This window comes from Roseateles sp. (assembly GCF_046300915.1).
GTDB lineage: Bacteria > Pseudomonadota > Gammaproteobacteria > Burkholderiales > Burkholderiaceae_C > Kinneretia.
Map to the genome: position 1 here is coordinate 13253 of NZ_JBKCLH010000160.1, position 22305 is coordinate 35557.

The 22305-nt window shown below is 68.7% G+C and carries 2 protein-coding genes; both read left to right on the top strand.

The window, feature by feature from the left end; all coding sequences use genetic code 11:
• Nucleotides 1-64: 64 nt before the first annotated feature.
• A complete protein-coding gene (locus tag ACK5F2_RS12190) occupies nt 65-2659 on the top strand; it encodes a TolC family outer membrane protein (RefSeq protein WP_409864949.1) in 2595 nt (864 codons plus the stop codon).
• Between the two features lie 107 nt (nt 2660-2766).
• Entirely contained in the window at nt 2767-22305 is a 19539-nt protein-coding gene (locus ACK5F2_RS12195; RefSeq protein ID WP_409864951.1) for a VCBS domain-containing protein, read from the top strand.

The window sequence follows — 22305 nt, forward strand, 5'->3', positions numbered from 1 at the left end:
GGGGCCATACAAGAGCAGGCCTAGAGCTGTTGCGTTTTTGGGTTGGGAATTTCGAATGAGAACAATGAGGGACGTCGCCCTGCTGGGTGGTCATATTGCGCTGGCGATGTGCGTGGGGAGTCAGAGTCTGGCCCAGACCGCAGCGGGCGCCGCCCCTCAGGGTGCTGCGCTGGAAGCCAGCCTGAGCGCCGCCGGCGCGGCCGGCGTGCAGAGGCTGCTGCTGGAGGCGCCGCTGGGCGGCCTGAGTCAGGTCAGCCTGGCGAATCAGGGACAGGCCATGCGCATCGATCTGCGCGGCCAGCGCCGTGCCGATGTCGAGGCCCTGGTTCAGCATCTGCTGCAGGCGCGACCGTTGGTGCAAAGCGCCCGTGCGGTCTTTCTGCCCAATGAGCAGGCCTATGTCTGGCTGGAGCTGAACGCCGCCTACGAGCTGGTGGATCAAAGCATCGTGGCCGGCACACCGGGCCGCTCGCGCTGGGAGCTGCTGCTGGGCAACGCCAAAAAGGATCAGGCCGGCAGCACGGCGGTGGAACTGCGCGAGCTGCGCCTGGCGGCGCGCGACGATCTGCTGGACATCCATCTGGCCGGCAGCGCCGAGCTGATGGCCGAGGTCTCGGTGCTGGATCAGCCCGCGCGCCTGCTGGTCGAGCTGCCTGGCGCCACCCCGGCCTCGGTCGAGAAGCTCGCCGCCGGTTTCCGCAGCGGCCCGGTGCCCTACTTCGCGCGGGTTTCTGCCAGCACCCAGGGCGGCGTGCCGCGCCTGGAGTTCCAGTTGCTGGAGGATGTCGATCTGGTCGACAGCGCGGGCGAGCTGCGCGACGGACAAGGCCGCATCCGCCTGAGCCTGGCCGCAGACCGCGCCGTGGCCCAGGCCCGCGTGGGTGCCGCCAGCGAGCCCCGTCTGAGCGCCATCGAAGCCCGCGTGGACAAGGGACGTCTTGAACTCGCCCTGCCCGGCGTGCGAGCCGCGCGTCTGCAGTCCTACACCCTGGACGAGCCTTCGCGTCTGGTGGTTGATGTGCTGGGCTGGCGTCCCGAGCAGGTGCGCGAGGCGGCTTCGCGCTTCAGCGCGCCCCATCCCGGCCTGGCCGGTGTGCGCCTGGAGTCCACCCGTCTGGGCTCGGCGCGCCTGATCTTCGACCTGGCCGGACGTGCGCCCCTGCTGTCGCGTGGCCCCTCGGGCGATGCGGCTTACGCCCTCAGCCTGCGCCTGCCCGCCGAGCCCGGCACCTTGCTGGCCGGCGGCGCCCAGAGCGCTTCGCGCGGCAGCACGGCCGCGCCGGGCCAGCGTGGCGAGCGTCTGGACTCGCGTGCGCCCCTGCTGGTGGTGCGCCCGCTGATGCTGCTGCGCGACCCGGAGACCCCGCCGCTGGCCGCCTCGGAAAAGGCCACGGCCCTGCTGGCCGTGTACCGCGAAGCCCTGTCGCGCGACCCCAAGTACCAGGCCGCTCGCGCCGACTACGACAGCGCCCCCGAGGCCCTGCCCCAGGCCCGCGCGGGCCTGCTGCCCACGGCCACGCTGGACTATCAGAAGTCGGCCATCCGCCAGGACGTGGACAAAGCCTCCAACCCGACCTTCCCGACCGGCGCCAGCCGCTATCCCAGCGCCAATCTGGGCCTCACCATCACCCAGCCGCTCCTGCGCGCTTCGGCCGTCTTCAAGTACAGCCAGGCCGGCATCAGCGTGGAACAGGCCCGCTTCAATCTGCTGGCGGCCGAGCAGGACCTGATCCTGCGCGTGGCCAGCGCCGTGCTCAATGTGATGGCCGGCCACGACGGCCTGGCCCTGGCCCGTGCCGAGCGCGACGCCACCGAGCGCCAGTACGAGCTGGCCAAGGCCCGCAAGTCCAGCGGCCTGGGCAATGTGACCCAGCTCTTCGACGCCGAGGCCCGCCACAGCCAGGCCCGCGCCCGTGAGCGCGAGGCCAGCAACCGTCTGGAAGACGCGCGCCTGGCGGTCAAGGAAATCATTGGCGAGGAACTGCCGCCCCTGGGCGGCTTCAAGGGGGACTTCAACCCCTCCGAGCCCCTGCCCGCCGAGGTCGGTCCCTGGGTCAATGCCGCCATCGACCAGAACCTGGCCCTGCAGGCCCGGCGCCTGGCGGTGCAGATCGCCGATCTGGAGATCAAGCGCCAGAAGTCCGGCTATGCCCCCAATGTCAATCTGGTCGCCAGCACCTCGCGCCAGGAGACCGGCGGCTCCCTGTTCGGCCGTGGCCAGCGCTACAACAATGCCGAGCTGGGCCTGCGCGTGAACATTCCGCTCTTCGAGGGCGGCATGACCAACTCCCTGGTGCGCGAGGCCAATGCGCGTCGCGACAAGGCCCAGAGCGAGCAGGAGCAGGAACTGCGCCGCAGCGAACGCCTGGCCCGTGGCGCCTTCAATGGCGTGCTGGCCAGCCTGGACTCCGTGGACGCCCTGCGCAAGGCCGTGATGGCGCAGCAAAGCGCCCTGGAAGCGCGTGAGGAAGGCATGAAGTCCGGCCTGTTCACGCCCGTGCAGGTGATGGATGCCTACCGGCTCTTCTACACCGCCAAGCGCGACTTCCTGCAGGCCCGCTACGACTACCTGCTCAACCGCCTCAAGCTCAAGCAGGCCGTGGGCATCCTCAGCCAGCACGACCTCGACGATCTGAGCGCGCTGCTGCAGCCCCTGTAGTCCGCCGCCCGACCAACAAGCCCTTTGCTGCATGAACGCCCGCAGCCCCCGCCCCGCGCGAGGGCTGCCGGCGCACGAGAAACCGACCCGTCCTCCGGGAGCGCCCTTTGAAAAACTCGCCCACCCTGCCCCACCGTTCCCTGAACGCCGCCCAGCGCCTGCGTCGCGCCCTGGGGCTGGGTGAGCCCCAACAGCCGCGCCGCGAGCGCCGGCTGCATATCGAAGCCCTGGAGCCGCGCCAGCTGCTGTCCGCGGAAGGGGTGCTCATCCCTCCCCCCCCGGCCCGCGAGCTGGAGGCGGCAGCTGCCCTGCAACAGCCCCAGGAAGCCTTGCAGCGCCAGCTGCTGGCCGGCATGCCCACCCTGCACGGCGGCGCCTGGTTCGCTGACTCGGCGGCAGCGGATGCCGACAGCGCGCGCGCTCAGGAGGTGGTCTTCGTGGACCCCAGCGTGCAGGGCCATCAATCCCTGCTGCGCGAGGCCCTGGCCCGGCGCGGCGAACGCCCGGCCCCGGTCGAGGTGGTGGTGCTGGACCCCAGCCGTGATGGCGTGGCCCAGATCAGCCAGTGGCTGGGCCAGCGCCCGGGCCAGCAGCTGCAGGCCCTGCACCTGATCTCGCATGGCGATGATGGCCGCCTGGCCCTGGGCAATGGCGAGCTCCATGCTGGCAATCTGGCGGCGCATGCCGAACAGCTGCAAGGCTGGCGCGCTGCGCTCAGCGCGGACGCCGATCTGCTGCTCTACGGCTGCGAGGTGGCGGCCAGCCAGCAGGGCCAGGACTTTGTGCAGGCCCTGGCGGCGCTGACGGGGGCCGATGTGGCGGCCTCCAGCAACCTCACCGGTTCCCGCGAACGCGGTGCCGACTGGCAGCTGGAGTACGCCAGCGGCAGCATCGACGCCCTGGCCCTGTTCCAGGCCGGGCAGCGCTATGAGGGCCTGCTCAAGCTCGATGCCGCCAGCCTGAGCCTGAATGTCAATGTGCAGGCCCAGATGCTGAGCCTGCTGGGCAAGATCGACGCCGCCGGCGCCGAGGCCCTGAAGAACCCCCTGCTCAACAACGCCCTGCCCGGCCTGGGCCAGAGCGTCAACGCTGCCCTGGGCCTCAGCGCTGCCACCGGTGCCGGCCAGCTCTTCGGCCTGCAGAACGCGGCCAACAGCTACTTCAGCAGCGCCGGCACGGCGTCCACCCTGCAGGGCCTGGGCACGGCGCTGGAAACCGCGCTGAAGTCCGCCACCGGCAACAAGCCGGCCTGGACCATCAGCGTCAAGCCCCAGTTCGACCCGGCGGCCAAGGAGGTGCAGGCGGGCTTCAAGATCAGCCTGAGCCTGGACGAGAGCCAGGCCAAGAGCTTCAACCAGAACGGCGCCTGGAGCGGCCAGGCCCGCAGCCGCTTTGATCTGGAACTGGACGCCGGCCTGCTGCTGCCCGGCCTGAACGCCAGCAGCGCGGCGACGGATCTGCCGACCCTGGCACGCCCCAGCGACGCCCAGAGCGTCTTCAGCCTGCGCCGTTTCGATCTCGGCCTGGACCTGACGCCCGACGCCGCCAGTGCCAACCGCTTCACCCTGCACGCGGGTGTCAGCAGCCGCCTGCAGGATGCCAGCGATCTGGACGGCCAGGGCCGCATCAGCCTGGTCGACTACGCCGCCAGCACCAGCAATGGCAGCAATATCGCCGCCCTGCTCAAGCAGGGTGAAGATGCCCGCATCGAGGGCCACAGCGCCGGCACCGGTTTCTACGGCCGCATGGTCGCCGGCGCCCTGCAGCTGCAGACCTTCGCGGACACCGCGCTCGATAGCGTCTCGGCCAACGGCCTGAAGTCCGTCTTCGAGGGCGCCCGCAAGCTGGGCGCCCAGATCGATCTGGCCGAGGTCATGGGCCAGAAACTGCCCCTGGTCGATGCGGGTCTGGGCAGCCTGCTCACGACGGCCGACGGCCGCACCCTCGGCGATGTGCTGAGCTTCCGCACGCCCCAGGGCGGCACGGTGCTGGACGACTATCTGGCCGATACCAGCGAGCCGGCCAAGACCCTGAGCGGCCTGCTGGCAAGGCTGCGCGAGTACCTGGGCGGCCAGGGCCGCTACGCTCACCTGGAAGCGCTGGCCACACCGGGCGCTGGCGAGTTCATGAACATCCTCAGCACCACGGGTGCCGGCGGCGTGCCGGTGCTGGACCTGGAGCTGAGCCTCACGCGCGACTTCCTGCGTCGTCTGAGCGTCAAGGACCAGCTCAAGCCCCTGGGCTTGGACTTCATGAGCGGCGCCGGTGCCGCGCTCACCGCCCAGGTCAATCTGCGCCTGCGCTACGACACGGCCGTGGACAAGAGCCTGAGCATCAGCAGCCTCACGGCACGCGTGCACAGCGGCACGGGCCAGCTGGATGCGGCCATGGCCCTGGGCATGCTGGAGGCTCGTGCCCTGGGCAGCCTGAGCTTTGACACCGGCACCCTGAGTTTGAACGTCGGCACGCCGACGGGTCTGCCCGACCAGGTCTTGGCGGGCGCCGCGCTCAAGCCCTCGGAGATCAAGAGCCCGCTCGACACCGGCTATACCGCCCTGACGGACAGCCGGGTGGCCGCGGCGAACAGCCCCCAGGTCAGCGCCAGCCTGGACTTCGATGTGCTGGGCAGCATCGGGGCCGGCAGCGCCGGCGCCTTGAGCTTCGAGAGCCTGGCCGGTGGCAAGCCCCATGTGTCGCTGAGCTTCAATGGCGGCGCGAGCGCGCTGTGGAGCGAGGTGGCCGGCAAGCCCCTGAACTTCAGTGCCAGCCGCTTCGAGGCCCTGGCCAGCTTCGCCAATATGGATGCGGTGGCTCTGACCCGCATGCTGCAGGACCTGGGCAACTATCTGGCCGAGCTGCGCGATGCCGGCAAGTTTGACGCCCTGCTGCCCTTCACCAATCAGCGCCTGGGCGATGTGCTGGACTTCAGCAAGCTGGTCAGCCAGGTGGTGGACCAGCGTCTGCAGCAGACCACGAGTGCCGGCATCATCGCCGCCAAGCCGATCTCGCCCGTGCTCAGCGAGGACAGCAGCTTCGATGTCCAGATCCAGCGCCCCGGCGAGGCGCGGCCCATCGTGGTCAGCATCGTCGTCAAGGCCAGCGAGACCACCGGCTTCACGCATATCAACCAGCTGGCCCAGCTGATCGACACAAAGCTGGCCGCGGCCCTGGATGGCAATCTGCGCTGGAAGCCCCAGGGCGCGGCCGTGGCCGAGGTGGCCCGCCTGGTGCAGGGCGGTCTGGTATTGAGCGCCGCGCTGCGCAGCAATGAAGAGCAGCGCATCGATCTGCATGCCGCCTCGGGCGGCTTCCGCCTGCGCCTGGGCAACGGTGCCTGGACGCCCGAGCTCTCGCTGCTGAGCAGCCTGAGCGAAGTGCAGCAGGCCCTGGAGTCCCTGCCCGAGATCGGCAAGGGCAATGTGCTGGTCAGCGGCAGTGCCAAGCATCTGGTGGTGAGCTTTGTGGGCGCGCGCGCCGGCCAGGCCCAGGCCTTGCTGCAGGCTCAGCTCAGCGACAGCAGGGCCGCCAATGCGGGCGGTCTGCTGGACGTCACCAGCAGCAATCTGATCCGTGGCGCGGACGGTCGCGTCTGGGGCCAGCTCGGCATCGTGCAAGCGCGCCCCGACAGCGGCATCGAGATCCGCGTCGCCGCCAGCGCAGGTGTGGCGGTGAGCGCCATCACGGCCGGTTCGGCCACCGCCGACGCGGTGCAGCGCCTGTCCCTGGTGCGTGCGGCCGCGGGCAGCAGCTTCGTGATCTCGGGCACTCGCCCCGATGGCAGCAGCTTCAGCAGCACCGTCACCCTGCCCTCCAGCGGCACCTGGAGCAGCGCCATCGAAAGCGCGCTCAACGGGGTGCTGGGCGCGGGCGCCGTGGTGGTGAAAACCGCCGACGTCAATGTGGTCGGCTTCACCCAGGGCGTGCAGCACTTCGACATCACGTTCAGTGGTGCCAGCTTCGCCAAGAAGGCCGTGGCCACGCTCAATGTGGACGGTCGGGAGCTGCGTGGCCGCCTGGAGGCGGACGCGGCCCTCTACACCCTGAACGCGGCACGCCTGCCCACGGCCACCCATGCCGGCCTCAACGAGGTGCAGCGCCTGGCCCTGGGCCATGTGGCCAGCGGTCAGCTCGGCTTTGCGGTCAATCTGGGGGGCAAGTATTACGAGTCGGCCGACCTGCAATGGAGCCAGCTCAGCCCCGCTGCGATCAAGGCCCAGCTCGTGGCCATGTTCAAGCAGTGGGACGCCCAGTTCAGCGAGGCCAGCCTCGAGGTGCGCGCCGTGGCCGGCGCCGCCAGCAGCTGGGACATCGAATTCAAGGGCCCCTGGGCCGGCGCCGATGCGCCAGCGCTGGAGTTGCGCGCGGGCAATCTGGTGGGCGATCACGCGGCCGACCAGGCCCTGCGGCCCCTGGACCGCCTGGGCTTCAAGATCGGTGGCCAGGACAGCCTGATCAACCGCATCACCAGCTTCGTCAGCTTTGACGATTTGATGGAGCGCCTGCAGCAGGCCGTCAATGACAGCCTCAGCGGCACGGGCCAGAGCTTTGAGCTCAATCCACGCTACGACCAGGCCAGCAAGAGCCTGCTCTTCGACATCCGCTTCGCGCCGGCCCTCAGCCATCAGGGCGTGGCCCTGCAGCTGCAGGACAAGGTGGGTGCGCTCTCGGGCCTGTCCTCCCAGGCCAGCCTGGACCTGCAGAGCCAGGCCTGGTTCAGCGCCACCCTGGGTCTGGACATGCGCCAGGTCAACGCCTTCTCGCTGCGCGCCGGCGGTGCGACCAGCACCGTGATCGGTGCCAGCGGCAGCGGCACGCCCCCGTTCACCCTGTCCTCGGGTTCGGAAGCCAAGTTCCGTCTGGTCTTTGATGGCGAGGTCTACGCCTTCACGCTCAAGGCCAGCGATACCGCCGGCAACACCGGCATGGCCGATTTGCGTGCGGATGTGCAGGCCTTGCTGGATGCCCAGGCCGTGACGGCCGGCGGCGTGCTGGCCCGCCTGGGTTTCGCCAATGTGGGGCAGGCCGTCAAGGCCCAGCTGGATGCCAAGACCCAGTGGCTGCAGTTCAACAGCCGCGCCGCCACCGAGAGCTTCCGCCTGGGCATCGACAGTGCCAGCGACCCGATCACCGCACAGCTGGGCTTCAAGCCCATGACCCTCTACCCCGGCGCCAAGGCGGTGAAGCTGCCTGAGAACGGCCAGATCAGCAGCGACGCCACCCTGTCCCTGTCCCTGGACTACAGCGCGCCCATCGCCATCACCGTGGCGCGCGACCCCAGCAACACCAATCTCCAGGACCTGCTGGCGGACTTCAACGCCGCCCTGGCCGCCACCAGCGTGGCCGCTCATGCCCATCTGGGCAGCGGCGGCAAGGGCTTCAGCAATCTGGGCCAGCTGCTGCAGGTGGTGCTGAACAACGGACAGCTGGAGATCATCACGCTCAGCCGTTCGGTGGCCAACCTCCAGCTCTTCGTCAGCGGCAACAGCAGCGCCGCCAACGAGCTGGGCTTTGGCAACGGGCAATGGGCGCGTACCAAGGGCGCCGAGCTGTTCCTGCAGAACGTGGAGATCGGCGGCCGCTACAAGGCCGAGGTCCATGGCCAGAACGGCAGCCTGCCGGCCACGCTGGACCAGGCCGGCCAGGCCAAGTACGGCCTGCTGGACCTCAAGTTCAACCAGCTGCGCAGCGAGTACGAGGGCAGCATGCGCTTCAGCCTGCGCGCCGCCCCCAATGCCGCGCCGGATGCGCGCGTCAGCCTCAACACGCTCTGGGACGCCGTTTCTTCGCAGGAAGCCCAGCTGGGTCTGGGCGGCGCCATCAGCACCGAAGCCAGCCTGGAGGCCACCGGCACCCCGGTGCAGGCCAACGGCCGCCTGCTGCGCGATGTGGGTCTGCGCGTGAACGTGGGCTCCCTGCAGCTGGACCTGGTGCTGCGCGCCGCCGACACCGCCAGCAACCAGAGCGTGGCCGATCTGGCCGCCGATCTGGACGCCGCCATCCACGCGGCCCTGCAGGCCAAGCTGGGCGGCACCGACCCCTATGCCGGCCACGCCTTCGTCACCACCGCCCTGATCCCGGACCCCTTGTCCAAGGAAAGCGACCCGACCAAGGTGCCCAAGGTCCAGGTGCTGAAATTCAATGCCAAGGCCGCGACGCTGAGCCTGTCGCAGACGCCAACGCAGATCTATGACGCCGCTAGCGGCCGTCTCTTCGTGGACCTGCCGCTCACCGTCAGCCAGGGCGCAACGGCGCTGGACGTCAATCTGCGTGCCCAGGCCACCGAGGGCTTTGCCTCGCTGGAGCAGCTGGCGGCCGCCATCCGCAAGTCCATCCTGGACGCCGCCAGTGCCGAAAAGGGACGCAGCGATCCCAGCGATGCCCAGCGCATCAAGGACCTCAACACCATCATCGCCACGGCGCTGTTCCCACTGGACGTGGTGAATGGCAAGCTGGTGGCGGGCCTGTCGGGCGATACCGAGGTGCAGGGCTCGGCCCTGGACGCCGAGGGCAAGCCCCTGGACCTGAACGAGGACGCAGCCAAGATCTACGACGCCCAGGGTCGCCTGCTGCGCGATCTGGACATGGTGGTGCGCAAGGACGGCCTGGCCGTGCCCTTCACCCTCACCGTGGCCCAGAGCCAGGGCTTCAGCAGCGTGAACCAGCTGCTGAGCGCCCTCAAGACGGCCTTGTGGACCGCGGTCAACGCGGCCAAGAACGACCCGGCCAATAACGACGTGGCCAAGCTGGCCAAGCTGGATGCCCTGCTCCAGTCCACCGAAGGCCTGCCCGTCAAGCTCGTGAACGGCCAGCTGCAGATCAGCAGTTCGGGCAGTCTGGCGGTGGCGGTCAAGCCCATACAGCTCAGCAGCTTCGGCATTGCCGGTCGCCTGCAGCTGGACGAGACCCTGAGCACGCCGGTGTTCGCTGACTTTGCCGGCACGCCCGGCAGCGCGCCCAAGGCCGCCCTCACCCTCAGCGGCCTGGAAGTGCGCACGCCCAACGGCATTGCCAGCCCGGTGACGCCGGGCACGCGCCTGGACCTGCAGGTCGAGCAGGTCGGCGAGCTCTTAGCCGGCCGCGAGCAGACCTCGCGTGTGAGCCTGGTGCCCAGCGACGGTCTGGGCGTGCTCAGCGCCCTGGGCGAGCTGGACTGGTCCAGCCTGACCGGCGACCTCAAGGCCCTGCCCCAGCTGGTGGGCGACCTGGCCGGCATGGGCCGCTTCGGCGAGCTCGGTCGCCTGATCCCCCTGCTGGGCAGCGACCTCAAGGATGTTTTCGGCCTGCAAAGCCTGTTTGATGGCGTGATGGCCAAGCTGGCCCAGCAGGGCAGCGGCAGCCTGTTGGAGCTGCAGCAGCTGCTGGGCACCGCCTTCGGTCTGGCGCCGCAGAGCGTGGTGCTGGGTCTGGACCAGACGCCGGGGGCCGAGGCCCTGAGCATCAAGCTGCCCCTGTCCCTGGCCATTGACAAGCGCATGCCGCTCAAGCTGCTGCTGCGCGAGCCCGATCTGCTGAATCTGCTCAGCGCCGATCAGCGCAAGCAGCTGGAAGCCCTGGCCGGCAACCTGGGCCAGCTCAGCGATGTGGATGGCACGGCCCTGATGCGCGTGTTCGGCAGCCTGCAGCTGAATCTGGCCCTGGGTCTGGATCTGTCCAAGGGCGCCAATCGCGGGCGCCTCTTCCTCTATGACCATCGCAGTGCCGGTGCCAACGGCCTGAGCGATGACGAGGGCACTTTCGCCAGCTTCAGCCTGACGGCCAGCGGCGCCAATATGTCCTTCGACTCCACCCAGGGCATCTACTCCCTGAGCGTGCGCGGCGGTTCGGCCCAGGTGGAAGAAAAGGCCGCCTGGCTGCTCAATAGCGGCGACAAGGCCAGCAGTGCCGAGCATCTCTATCTGCGTCCGGTGAACCCGCTGGACGCGGAGCAGCGCAAGCAGCAGCAGAAGGAGGCCTTCGACGTGCTGGTGGACGCCGCCAGCTTTGCCAAGACCAGCCTGCCCCTGCAGCTCAAGCTCTCCGACGACCTGGGTCAGCTGGCCCTGCAGCAGATCGCCGGTTTCGTGAACCCCATGCCTTTGGGCACCTTGGACGCCAGCTTCGCCAATCTGGCGCAGGGCTTCGCCAAGCTGGGCGGCGCCACCGGCCTGCCGGAGTTCCAGGTTCAGATCGCCGAGTCGGCCAAGCCGGCACGCCCGCCCAGCACGGGCAACGGCAGTGGCGCCACCACGCCCGAGGGCGCGCCCATCGATGCGGCCGACAAGGCCCTGCCCGGCTCCAACCTCAACCCCTACCAGAACAGCAATGCCGGCAGCGGTGCCAGCACCGGCGGCGCCCTGCCCGGCGGCAGAAGCGGCGGCAGCCAGCCCCCGCTGTGGGGCACGGGCAGCAACCCCAGCAGCAACGGTTTCGACATCAGCCTGGTCCTGCCGCAGCTCAAGCAGTGGCAGACGGACCTGGTCAGCCTGATCGAGAAGGCCACCGGCGGCGTGAGCACGCCCGAGAAGCCGATCAACTACTCGCTGATCTTCCTGCTGCGCGACCCCACCATCATCGTCAACACCGTCGACACCCTGCTGGGCACGGTGCAAAAGGGCTTGGACGCCTTCAGCTCGGTGCTGGACCTGCCCATCATCGGCGACAAGCTCAAGGACGCGACGCAGTTCATCGCCGATCTGCGCGGCAATCTGGTCAATTCCTTGAAGGAAGCGCTGAGCTCGGCGGTCCAGGAATACGGCGGCCTGGACAATGCGCTGCGCATGTTCCTGTTCAAGCAGCTGACCCTGGACACCAACGGCGACAAGCTCATCAACGCCATCGATCTGGCGGCGAATCCCTTCCGCAACTTCCTGCAGGACTACAACAACGATGGCGTGATCACCGCCGACGATGTGGTGGTCGAGTACATTGCCGGCCCGCAGCGGGCGTTGGACCCGCGCATTGCCAAGTACCTGGACGTCAATCAAGGCAACGCCAAGCTGTTCATTCCGGCGGTGCTGCCGGGTCAGCGCACGGCCTGGGTCACCTCGGGCGTCAACACGCCGGTTTACGAGCTCGATGCCTATGGCCAGGTGCGCCTGGACGCGAACGGCCAGCCCATCCAGAAGCTCCGGGCCGACGGCAGCCCCGAGTACACCCAGAGCGCTGGCAATGTGGTGCTGGACTCGGGCCTGCAGAAGATCGTGGACGATGTGGTGGGCGCCATCGGCAGCTCGGCCTCGACCATCCAGGCGCTGCTCACGCAGATGAAGGCGGCCAACGACGAGGTCAGGAAGAACGGCTACCCGGACACCATCGAGAAGATGGCCAAGTTCGTGCTGAAGGCCTACCAGGACGCCAGCACGAGCAATTACAGCTACGAGAGCCTGCTGCGCGATGTGTTCGGTGGCAGCGTGGCCCTGGCCGCGATGAAGGAATCCGCCAAGGGTTTCAAGCCCAGCGACGCCGCCAAGCAGGAGGCCGCCGAGCAGCTCAAGAAGGACTACGCCGCGGGCCAGTACGACATTCCGCCCACCCTGCTCAAGGAGTTCAAGGAAGTCCTGTACAAGCGCGCCTCCAGCATGGCCACCGAGCTGGCCCTGGGCCAGGCCAGCGCCATCCAGTTCCGCATGAAGCTGGGCCAGAGCTACTCGCCCGAACTGGACCTGGGCTTTGACATCGGCGTGCCGGGTCTGAACCTCAAGCTCGACGGTGGCCTGGATCTGCGCCTGGGCTGGAACTTCTATCTGGGCTTTGGCGTGGACGTCAACGACGGCTTCTACGTCGTGACCAATATGCCCGGCCATGCCGGCATCGGCCAGACCACCAATGTTCGGCCCGATGGCACGGTGGATGCCAGCCGCCCCTGGCTGAGCAATCCGCAGGACAGCCATATCAACAACCTCTGGCTGGTGGGCAAGCCCACCCAGGAGGCGGCGGTCGCCGAGCTGCAGTTCACGGTTGACGCCTATCTCAAGCCCGGCGCTGGCAACAAGCCGGCCAGCCTGAACGCCGAAGTCCTGGTGCTCAACGGCACCCTGACCGACAACTGGGATGGCTGGATCAAGGACAACGATGGCGGCGTCTGGGGTTCCGGCAAGGACTGGATCACCGGCGACCAGGTCAACACCGGCTACAACCGCACGAACCAGCTCTTTGGCGGCAAGACCGGCGCCGAGGGCTCGCGCACGCAGTTCCATGGCAGCTTCAGCGTGGACCTCAAGGACCGCGGCCTCTTCGGCGTCTCGGCCCTGTCCAGCCTGACCAACGGACGCCTGACCTTCGCCGACCTGCGCGCGGCCAAGCTGGCCGACCTGATCAAGGTCGAGTGGTCGGCCCAGGCCCAGGTCAATATGCACATGAAGCTCGGCACCTCGCTGGGCGGCGAAGGCTATCTGCCCAATATCCTGGGCGACTTCCATCTGACCTGGGAGGCCAACAACAAGAGCGCCATTGCCAAGAAGCTCGACGAGTTCCTGGCCACCGGCTACGACAAGCTCTTCCACGAGAGCATGAGCGTCTGGATGACGGATCTGCGCCTGGACGCCGGCAGCTTCTTCAGCCAGTTCCTGGCGCCCATCGTCGATGCGGTCAACAAGGCCACCGGCCCCATCATGCCGGTGATCGATGCGCTGACCACGCCTATCCCCGGCCTCTCGGAGCTGATGGGCCGTGAGTACTCGACCCTGGACCTGGCGCAGGACATGTCCAAGCTCTTTGGCGGCAATGCCAAGGTGGACTTCGTCATTGCCATGGCGCAGATGCTCAAGACCCTGAACAATCTGCCGACCGCCAACGGTCTGCTGATTCCGGTGTCCGAGGTCATCATCATCGCGGGCAAGAAGGACCGCAGCCTCAATCTGGGCGCCCTGTCCAAGCTGCCGGTGCCCGAGATCAAGCTGCCCCTGCCCTATCGCGAGGAAAGCTACCGCGTCGACTACGAAAGCGCCGGCAAGCCCGGCCATGTGGAGGTGAAGTGGGGCGCGGGCTGGAAGGCCGGCGAGATCTCCTCCACCGATCTGCTCAAGGGCCAGTTGCCCGAGCTGACCCTGGATCTCTCCCTGGACGGGACCATCCCCGCACCCTACGAGACCTGGCGCAAGGACTTCACCATTGACGGCGTGCTGGACAAGCAGGGCCGCCCGGTGGGCTTCATCCTCGAGGTCGGCTATGGCTGGCCGGAGCTGAAGATCTCCGACGTGCTGGCCGGCAATGTGCTGCCGACCTTCGATGTGAATGTGCGCTGCATCTCGCCGGACTTCGATCTGCGCGTGCTGCCCCAGCTCAAGATCAAGATGCCCAAGCTCAGCGCGCATGTGCTGGGCACCGACTACGAGTGGACCGTCCCGGGCGTGGACGCCAACGGCTATCTGAATGTGGCCTGGCCCCCGGGTCTGGCCGCCTTGGTGGACCCGAACAAGGCGCCGGCCGTGCTGGACCTGGGCGTGAACTTCCAGGTGCTGGAGATCCGTCCCTTCCTGCCGCCGCTGGAAGTCATCCCGCCCAAGATCCACTGGCTGGTGGCCGGCAAGGACTATGAGCTGGCGCCGCCGGTCACGGTGGTGACGCAGCAGGTCGAGGCCTTCAAGCTCAAGTACAGCCGCTTTGTCGACATGAGCAAGGCGCCGCTGACCGTGCGCCTGCCCGACATCACCCTGCCCTCGCTGAGCCTGTTCGACATCTTCCCCAAGCTGGACTTCAGCCTGGGCGACCTCACCTCCTGGATCCCGAGCATCGACATCGGCATCCCCGATCTCAATCTGCCAGGTCAGACCACCATCGGTCTGGATCAGGGCCTGAAAGACTTCAAGGCCGCGCTCAAGAAGCCCGGCAGCGCGCTGAAGTTCCCCATCATTGCCGACCCCACGGGCACCGTGCTCAAGCTGCTCACGGGCAAGCCGGCCGACCTGATGACCTTCACCCCGCCCAAGCTGGAGGTGAAGGTGGGCTTCCGGCAAATGTTCCCGGTCTTTGGTCCGCTCTTCGTGGGTCTGGCCGGCGAGATCAAGCTGCAGGCGGCATTGACCCTGGGCTTTGACACCTACGGCATCTCGCAGTTCCTGGACAGCAAGCGTGTCACGGACATCTTCAACGGCTTCTACCTCAGCGACAACATCATCGGCGGGGTGGACCGTCCCGAGGTGACGCTGTCCGCCAAGCTGGTGGCGATAGCGGAATTGAACGGAGGCATCGTGCGTGGCGGCGTCGAGGGCGGCATCAAGCTGCTGGGCACGCTGGACCTCTACGACGAGAACCTGGACAACAAGTACCGCGCCAACGAGCTGATCGCCGCGGTCTCGGACGACCCGCTGGACGTGGTCTCCATGAAGCTCAAGGGCACGGCCTATATCGCCGCCTATCTGGAGCTCTTCGCCCTGATCGACTACGTGCGGGTGTTCGAGTACACCTTTGTCGACGTCACCCTGTTCGAGTGGGAGCATGACCCCTCGGCCAAGAAGCCCGTGCTGGGCTCCATGGACGGCAGCGAGCTGACCCTGCACATGGGTTCGCGCATCGGCAGCATCGACGGCCAGGCCGCGGTGGACAAGGGTGCGAGCGACCGCAAGCGCCGCGACACCAACGACGGCAACGAGGAGTTCACCCTCACCGAGGAAGGCGGCCTCAAGGTCAGCGCCAAGCTGCCCAATGGCAACACCTACACCAAGACCTTCAGCGGCGTGAGCCGCGTCAAGGCCTTTGCCGGCGCGGGGGACGATCTGATCGACGCCTCGGCGCTCTCGGCGAATATCTCGGTGCTCTTCATCGCCGGTGCCGGCAAGGACGTGCTCAAGGGCGGTGCCGGCAACGACACCCTGATCGGCTCCGACTCCGGCACGGCCACGCTGATCGGCGGCGGCGGCAACGACACCCTGATCGCGCGAGGTGGCAGCACCACCATGCAGGGCGGCAGCGGCGACGACCGCTACCGCTTCCTGGCCAACTGGGGCCAGACCACCCTCAGCGACGTCAGCGGCGCCAACTGGCTGGACTTCGGTGCCCAGACCCAGGCCGTCACCGTCAACGATGCCCAGCTCAAGGCCTCGCAGGGCGGCAACACCGTCCAGTGGACCAAGGACGACACCATTGACCGCATCCGCGGTGGCTCCGGCGGCGACCTGCTGGACTTCTCGGGCGACGAGGGCGACCTGCTGATCACCCTGAGCGGCATGAACCAGGGCTGGGTCACCAATGCCGCCGGCGGCATGACCCAGACCGGCCTCAGCGCCGGTGCGGCCCAGCAGGCGGTGGGCGACGACCGCGGCTATGGCTACAAGTTCGAGGGCTTTGAGCACATCATCGGCGGCCGCGGCTCCGATGTGGTGCGCGTGCGCGACGGTGCCGGCGTGAGCGGCAGCCTGACGGGCGAGTCCACCCTGGGCGACCGCGAGAACCAGCGCAACACCCTGGACTTCTCGGAGTACAGCCGCGGCGTCAGCGTCAATCTGGAAGGCAGCAGCGCCTTTGGCAGCGCCAACAACAGCCAGGTCCAGGTGCGTGGCTTCCACAACCTCTTCGGCGGTCAGGGTGCGGACCGCCTGAGCGGCGATGGCCGCAACAACCTGATCGTGGGCAATGGCGGCAACGATGTGCTGGAAGGCCAGGCCGGCGCCGACCTGCTGGTGGCCGACACCTTCATCAGCTACCGCAACGAGGTGGCCAAGCCGGCAGGCCTGGCCAGCGTCAGCGACTACCTGAGCCTGCAGACCGCTGGCGCACTGGCGGGCTTTGGCGGCCAGGGCAATGCCATCGGCCGCAGCTGGATCTGGAAGGGCCAGACCCTGGAGAACCAGAACCTGCAAGGCGCCAGCCAGACGCTCAAGGGCGGCAGCGGCGACGACATCCTGATGGGCGCCCTGGGCTCGGACAGTTTCAATCAGGGCGGCAGCGGCGAAGGCAATGACACCATCCTGGCCGACCTGGGCCAGCTGATGGTGGACTTCCAAACCCGCCAGGTGCTGTTTGCCAAGACCTTCGGCCATCTGGGCGGCGGTGCCGACCGGATCTTCCTGGGATCGGGCAGCAATGTGGTGCTGGCCGGCGCGGCCGGCGACACCATCATGGGCGCCGACTCCGCCGACGCCACCAATCTGATCCTGGCCGACCACGGCGAGTTCAGCTTCAAGCGCGCCCTGGATCCCAAGGGCAAGTGGACCTTCACCGAGCAGGACGGCTTCCAGCACATGCTGGACTACGCCCTGTCCTATGTGGGCGAGAGCCAGGCGGGCAATGACAGCATCAGCCTGTCCAACGGCTCGGCCCTGGTGATCGGCGGTGGCGGTGCGGACCAGATCGGCTTTGCGGCCGGCAACTCCACGGCCAAGAACTTCCGCTTCATCGCCGGTGACCATGCCCGCGTTGAGACGGATGCCCGCGGCGGCATGACCCAGTTCTACAGCCTGGACACCACGGCCGGCACCGGCGGCGACGACCGCGTGCTGGTGGGTGACCCGCGTGACCAGTCCGACCGTCATCTGGGCAACAACTATGTGATCGGCGGCGTCGGTCAGGACACGGTGCTGATCAGCGCCGGTCGTGACGAGACCAGCGGCCAGCTCACGCATGGCCGCGCGCAGAGCGTGGACGTGATCCTGGGCGACAACGGTCGCATCGAGCGTCATGACAGCCTGGTGGCCGGCAGCGTGCCCAACCAGCTCAAGCGCGTGGCCAGCAGCGACTTCAACGACACGGCCATCCCGGCCGACGACCTGATCGTGGCCGGCAATGGCGACAAGGTGGTGCTGGGCGGCAGCGGTGCCGACCAGATCATCCTGGCCGCCTATGGCGAGGACCTGGTCGCGGGCACGCCCCAGTCCCATGCCACCCGCCTGGTGGCCGGCGACAACGCCAGCATCGACTTCGACAGCGCCGGTGGCATGACCGATATGGTTTCCACCGACAGCCGCTCCGAGACCGGTGGCCGCGACATCATCAAGATCGGCCGCAGCGGCAGCACGACGGCCCTGGGCCGCAATATCGTGATCGGCGGCATGGGCGCGGACGATGTCTTCATCGCCGGCCATGTCGACCCCCTCACCGGCCAGATCAGTGCCGGCACCGGCAGCTCCGAGGATCTGGTGATCGGCGACAACGGCGAGATCCGCCGTACCGCCCTGAGCAACCAGATGCTCAAGGCCGCCTCCACCGTGATCGACAAGGGCGGCGACGACCGCATCATCACCGGCCACGGTGGCCAGGTGCTGATCGGCGGCTTCGGCGCCGATCTGATCGTCGGCGGCAACGGCACCAGCATCGCGATCGGCGACAACGGTGAGCTGCTCTACGACCAGCTGGCCAAGAACGGCGTGCTGCGCCAGGTGCGCAGCAGCGACGAGGCCATTGGCGGCAACGATCGCATCCAGCTGGCCGAGGGCTACAAGCTCGTGATCGGCGGCTTTGGCCGCGACACGGTGGACATCAGCGCCAGCGGCCACGGCCTGCCTACCGATATGGCGCTGTTCACCGGCATCATGGGCCTGGTCAGCACCAGCGGCCTGTCCGGCAGCGCCCTGCAGACGGCGCAGACCGAAAACCGCGGTCGCACCGGTCGCTTCGTGGCCGGCGACAACGCCCGTGCGGTCTTCGACAACAAGGGCGGCCTGACCGATCTGCTGTCCACCGATGCGATCGCCGCCACCGGCAGCGACGACCAGATCACGCTGGGCCAGCGCAACACCCAGGCCGACCTCGGCCTGCAGGTGGTGCTGGGCGGCATGGGCGCCGACCAGATCACGGTCAGCCCCGGCGCGATCAGCGAGGACGTGATCTTTGGCGATGCCGGCGACTACCGCCGTCAGGCCCTGAGCTACGCCCTGCTGAGCATCGCCAGCAGCAATGCCGACAAGGGCGGCGACGACCGCATCAGCACCGGCCGCGGTCAGAAGATCGTGCTGGGCGGCATGGGCAGCGACCGCATCGACGTGGCCACGCGCGGCGCAGCCGACGGCGCCATCGTGCTGGGCGACAGCGGTCGCCTCAGCTACGAGGTCTCCGGCTCCGGCCAGCTGCAGCGCGTGGACAGCAGCGATCTGGGCTTCGGCGGCGACGACCGCATCCGCATTGGCGACGGCGAGGTGGTGGTGCTGGGCGGCTACGGCCGCGACAACATCGCCATCGAATCCGAGACCCGCAACTTCCGCGTGGTGGGCGGCGACAACGCCGGCCTGCAGTTCAGCCTGCATCCCGACACCGGTGCGCGCGTGCTGACCGATTTCGTCAGCAGCGACGCCAGCATCTCCACCGGCGACGGTGACCAGATCCAGCTCGGCCTGGTCGGCGCCGAGAACGCCGATATGGGCGAGGCCCTGGTCGTGGGCGGCATGGGCGCGGACCAGATGGCGGTCAGCGGCAAGACGGCTCGCGTCGTGATGGCCGGGGACAATATCGAGCTGCGCCGCAACAACCGCGGCGTGCTGCTCTCCCTGGCCAGCCTCGGCCTGGACCAAGGCGGCGGCGACAGCATGACGACGGTGGCCGGCGATGTGGTGATGGTCGGCGGCGTGGGCAATGACCTGATCCGCGCCGGCAGCGGCAACAGCATCGTGCTGGGCGACTCCGGCCGCCTGGTCTTCGACGCCAGTGGCTCCGGCGCGCTGCGCCAGGCCGTCAGCCTGGGCCTGGCCCAGGGCGGCAACGACGATATCGCCCTGGGCAGTGCCGGTGCCGATCGCGATGGCGACAAGCTCGTCATCGGCGGCGGCGGCGCCGACACCATCCAGCTGCTGTCGGCGCGCGGCACACGCCCCTTCGACGAGGCGCGTCCCGATGCGGCCAGCAACCCCGAGCGCGTGGTGGCCGGCGACAACGCCGCCATCCAGCTCGACGCGGCCGGCCGCATGACCGACTTCCTGAGTCTGGATGCCGACCCTGCCACCGGCGGCAATGACCAGATCAGCCTGATCATGAGCGGCCTGGCCCTGCCCGGCAATCCGCTGACCGACTTCAATCTGGTGGCCGGTGGCGTGGGCAGTGACCGCATCAATATCGTCGGCGCCACGCGCAGCCGCGATGTGATTGCCGGCGACAATCTGGAGTACCACCGCACCGATGGCAGCAACGCCGACCCGGCGCGCCGCTACCAGGACCTGTTTGCGGATGCCGTTTACGCCAGCGTGGGCGGCGACGACGAGATCCGCACCGGTGCCGGTCGCAAGATCGTGCTGGGCGGTGCGGGCCAAGACCAGGTCGAGACCCTGACCCAGGGCGATGAGGATCTGAACGTGCTCCTCGGCGACGCCGGCTCGGTGATCTTCGACACCCGCGGCAGCGGCGCCCTGAGCCAGATCCTGGCCACCCAGCCCCTGATCGGCGGCAATGACCGCCTCACGGTGGGCGGCGGACGCAGCTATGTGATGGGCGGCCGCGGCAGCGATGTGATCACGGTCAATGCCAGCGACGAGCAGCGCCGCTTCCTGATCGGCGACAACGCCCAGATCGACTTCACGGCCGGACAGCCCAGCTTCATCCAGAGCAGCGGTGTGGACGACACGGAGGTCGGTCAGAACGTGGACCGTTTCAATCTGCCGGCACGCGGCAGCCAGATCATCCTGGGCGGCGGCGGTCTGGACCTGCGCAGCGGTGGCAGCGTTGAGCGCGATGTGCAGCTGCCGGGCGCCGGCAGCATCGATCTGCGCGACCCGCTGAACCCGGTGATCAGCGTCACCCTGCTGGGTGAATACGGTGAACTGGGCCTGTTCGGCGCACCGCTGACCAAGCCCGAGCGCCAGCCCGGCCCCGATCCCGTGGACCCCGGCGTGATCATTGGCACCCCCACCGGCGAGGGCCGCGTGGCCGAGGATGGCAGCCTGGTGGCCAGCGGCAAGCTGGGCCTGCCGGCTCTGAGCGGCGGTGCGGCCACCTTCGCGCCCCAGGCCCTGGCCGGCCAGTACGGCCGCCTGAGCCTGGCGGCCGACGGCAGCTGGCGTTATGAGCTGGACAATGCCGCGGCCGCGGTCCAGGGTCTGCGCAGCGGTGAGAGCCGCCTCGAGACCTTTGTGCTGCGCACCGTGGACGGCAGCAATACCGTGGTCAGCATCACCGTGGCCGGCGCCGACGACGCGACCGAGTTCGGCGGCGATCTGGGCGGCGCGCTGCGCGAAAACCAGGGCGATACCCTGGCTGGCCGCATCAGCCTCAGCGACCGCGACGCCAGCGCCGCGGGCCTGCTGGCCCAGCAGCAGCGCCGTGGCCAGTACGGCTTCTTCAGCCTGGAGGAAGACGGGCGCTGGACCTATCGCCTGGATCTGGGCTCGGCCGCCCTGCAGGCCCTGGCGGCCGGCCAGGTCGGCGAGGAACGGCTGGAGTTCCGCGCCCTGGACGGCACGCTGGGCCAGTTGCTCATCCGCATCAGCGGCCTGAACAACCAGGCCGAGATCGGCGGCGAGCTGGCCGGCAGCATCAAGCCCGGCCAGGCCGAGACCGCCCGCGGTCAGGTGCAGGTGCGCGACGCCGACGCCGGCCAGTCCCGCCTGCAGGCCGGCCGCTTCGAGAGCGCCTACGGCGTGCTGGAGCTGGCCGAGGATGGCCGCTGGACCTATCAGGCCAAGACCGGTGCCGCCGCCCTGCAGGCCCTGCTGGAGGGGGAGCAGGTGGAGGACCGCTTCGAGCTGCTCAGCGCCGACGGCAGCGCCCGCGCCACGCTGCGCATCGCCATCAGCGGCAGCGAGGATGCTGCCCGCATCACGGGTGATCTGACCGCCACCCTGCGTCAGGACCGCATCGAGGCCCTGAACGGTCAGCTGCGCATCCAGGACCCGGATGCCGGCCAGGGCCGCTTCCAGGCCGGCGAGCAGCGCAGCGCCTACGGGGTGCTGAGCCTGGACACCGATGGCCGCTGGAGCTATCGCCTGGACGCCGGCTCGGCCGCCCTGCAAGCCCTGCGCGAAGGCGATCTGGTGGCCGAGGAGTTCCAGCTGCGCAGCGCCGACGGCAGCCGCGTCACCCTGCGCCTGAGCCTGCAAGGCCTGACCTCGCGCCAGGTCGATGTGGATGCGGCCACCGCCGCGCTGTCCGGCGACGCCGCCGCGCTGGGCCAGCAAAGCGGCACCGGCAGCAGCGCCGAGTCGGCTCAGCGCCAGGCCAGCAGCCCCACGGCCCAGGCCTTGCTAGCGCTGCAAGACCTGCAGACCCCGGCCTTCAAGGGCCAGGCCGAACCGACCCTGGGCGGTGGGCAGAGCCTGCTCGTGGGCCTGGTGGACAGCCCCCTGCGTGCCGAGACCAGCGCCGCCGCCCTGGGCGTGGAACTTGTGGAGCAGCCGCTGGAGCGTGCGCAGCCCTACACCCTGGGGGCGCGCGTCTTCGTGGAAAGCCAGAAGAGCCGTCCGAGCGAGATCCGCTACGAGACGAATGCCTTGCGCGCCAGCGAGATGTCCAGCGCGGCCGCCCTGCTCGATCAGGTCCTGGCCTCGGAAAGCACCCTGGCGGACAGCCCGCTGCAGACGCAGCGCGCCGAGGCCGCGGAGCTTGTTCCCGCCACCAGCGCCGCGAGCGAACAGCCCGAGGTTCAGCCCGCGCAGCCCAGGCCCGCCAACACCGCCCAGGCGGATGCCCAGGAACCCGCTCAGACCGAGCCCCTGATGGCCGCCGCCGTGCTGGCCGCCGCCCTGCCCCTGCAGCGCAGCGGCAAGGCGCCACGCGTGCGCTGGGACGCTCCTCTGGGCGGACCGCGCCGCTAA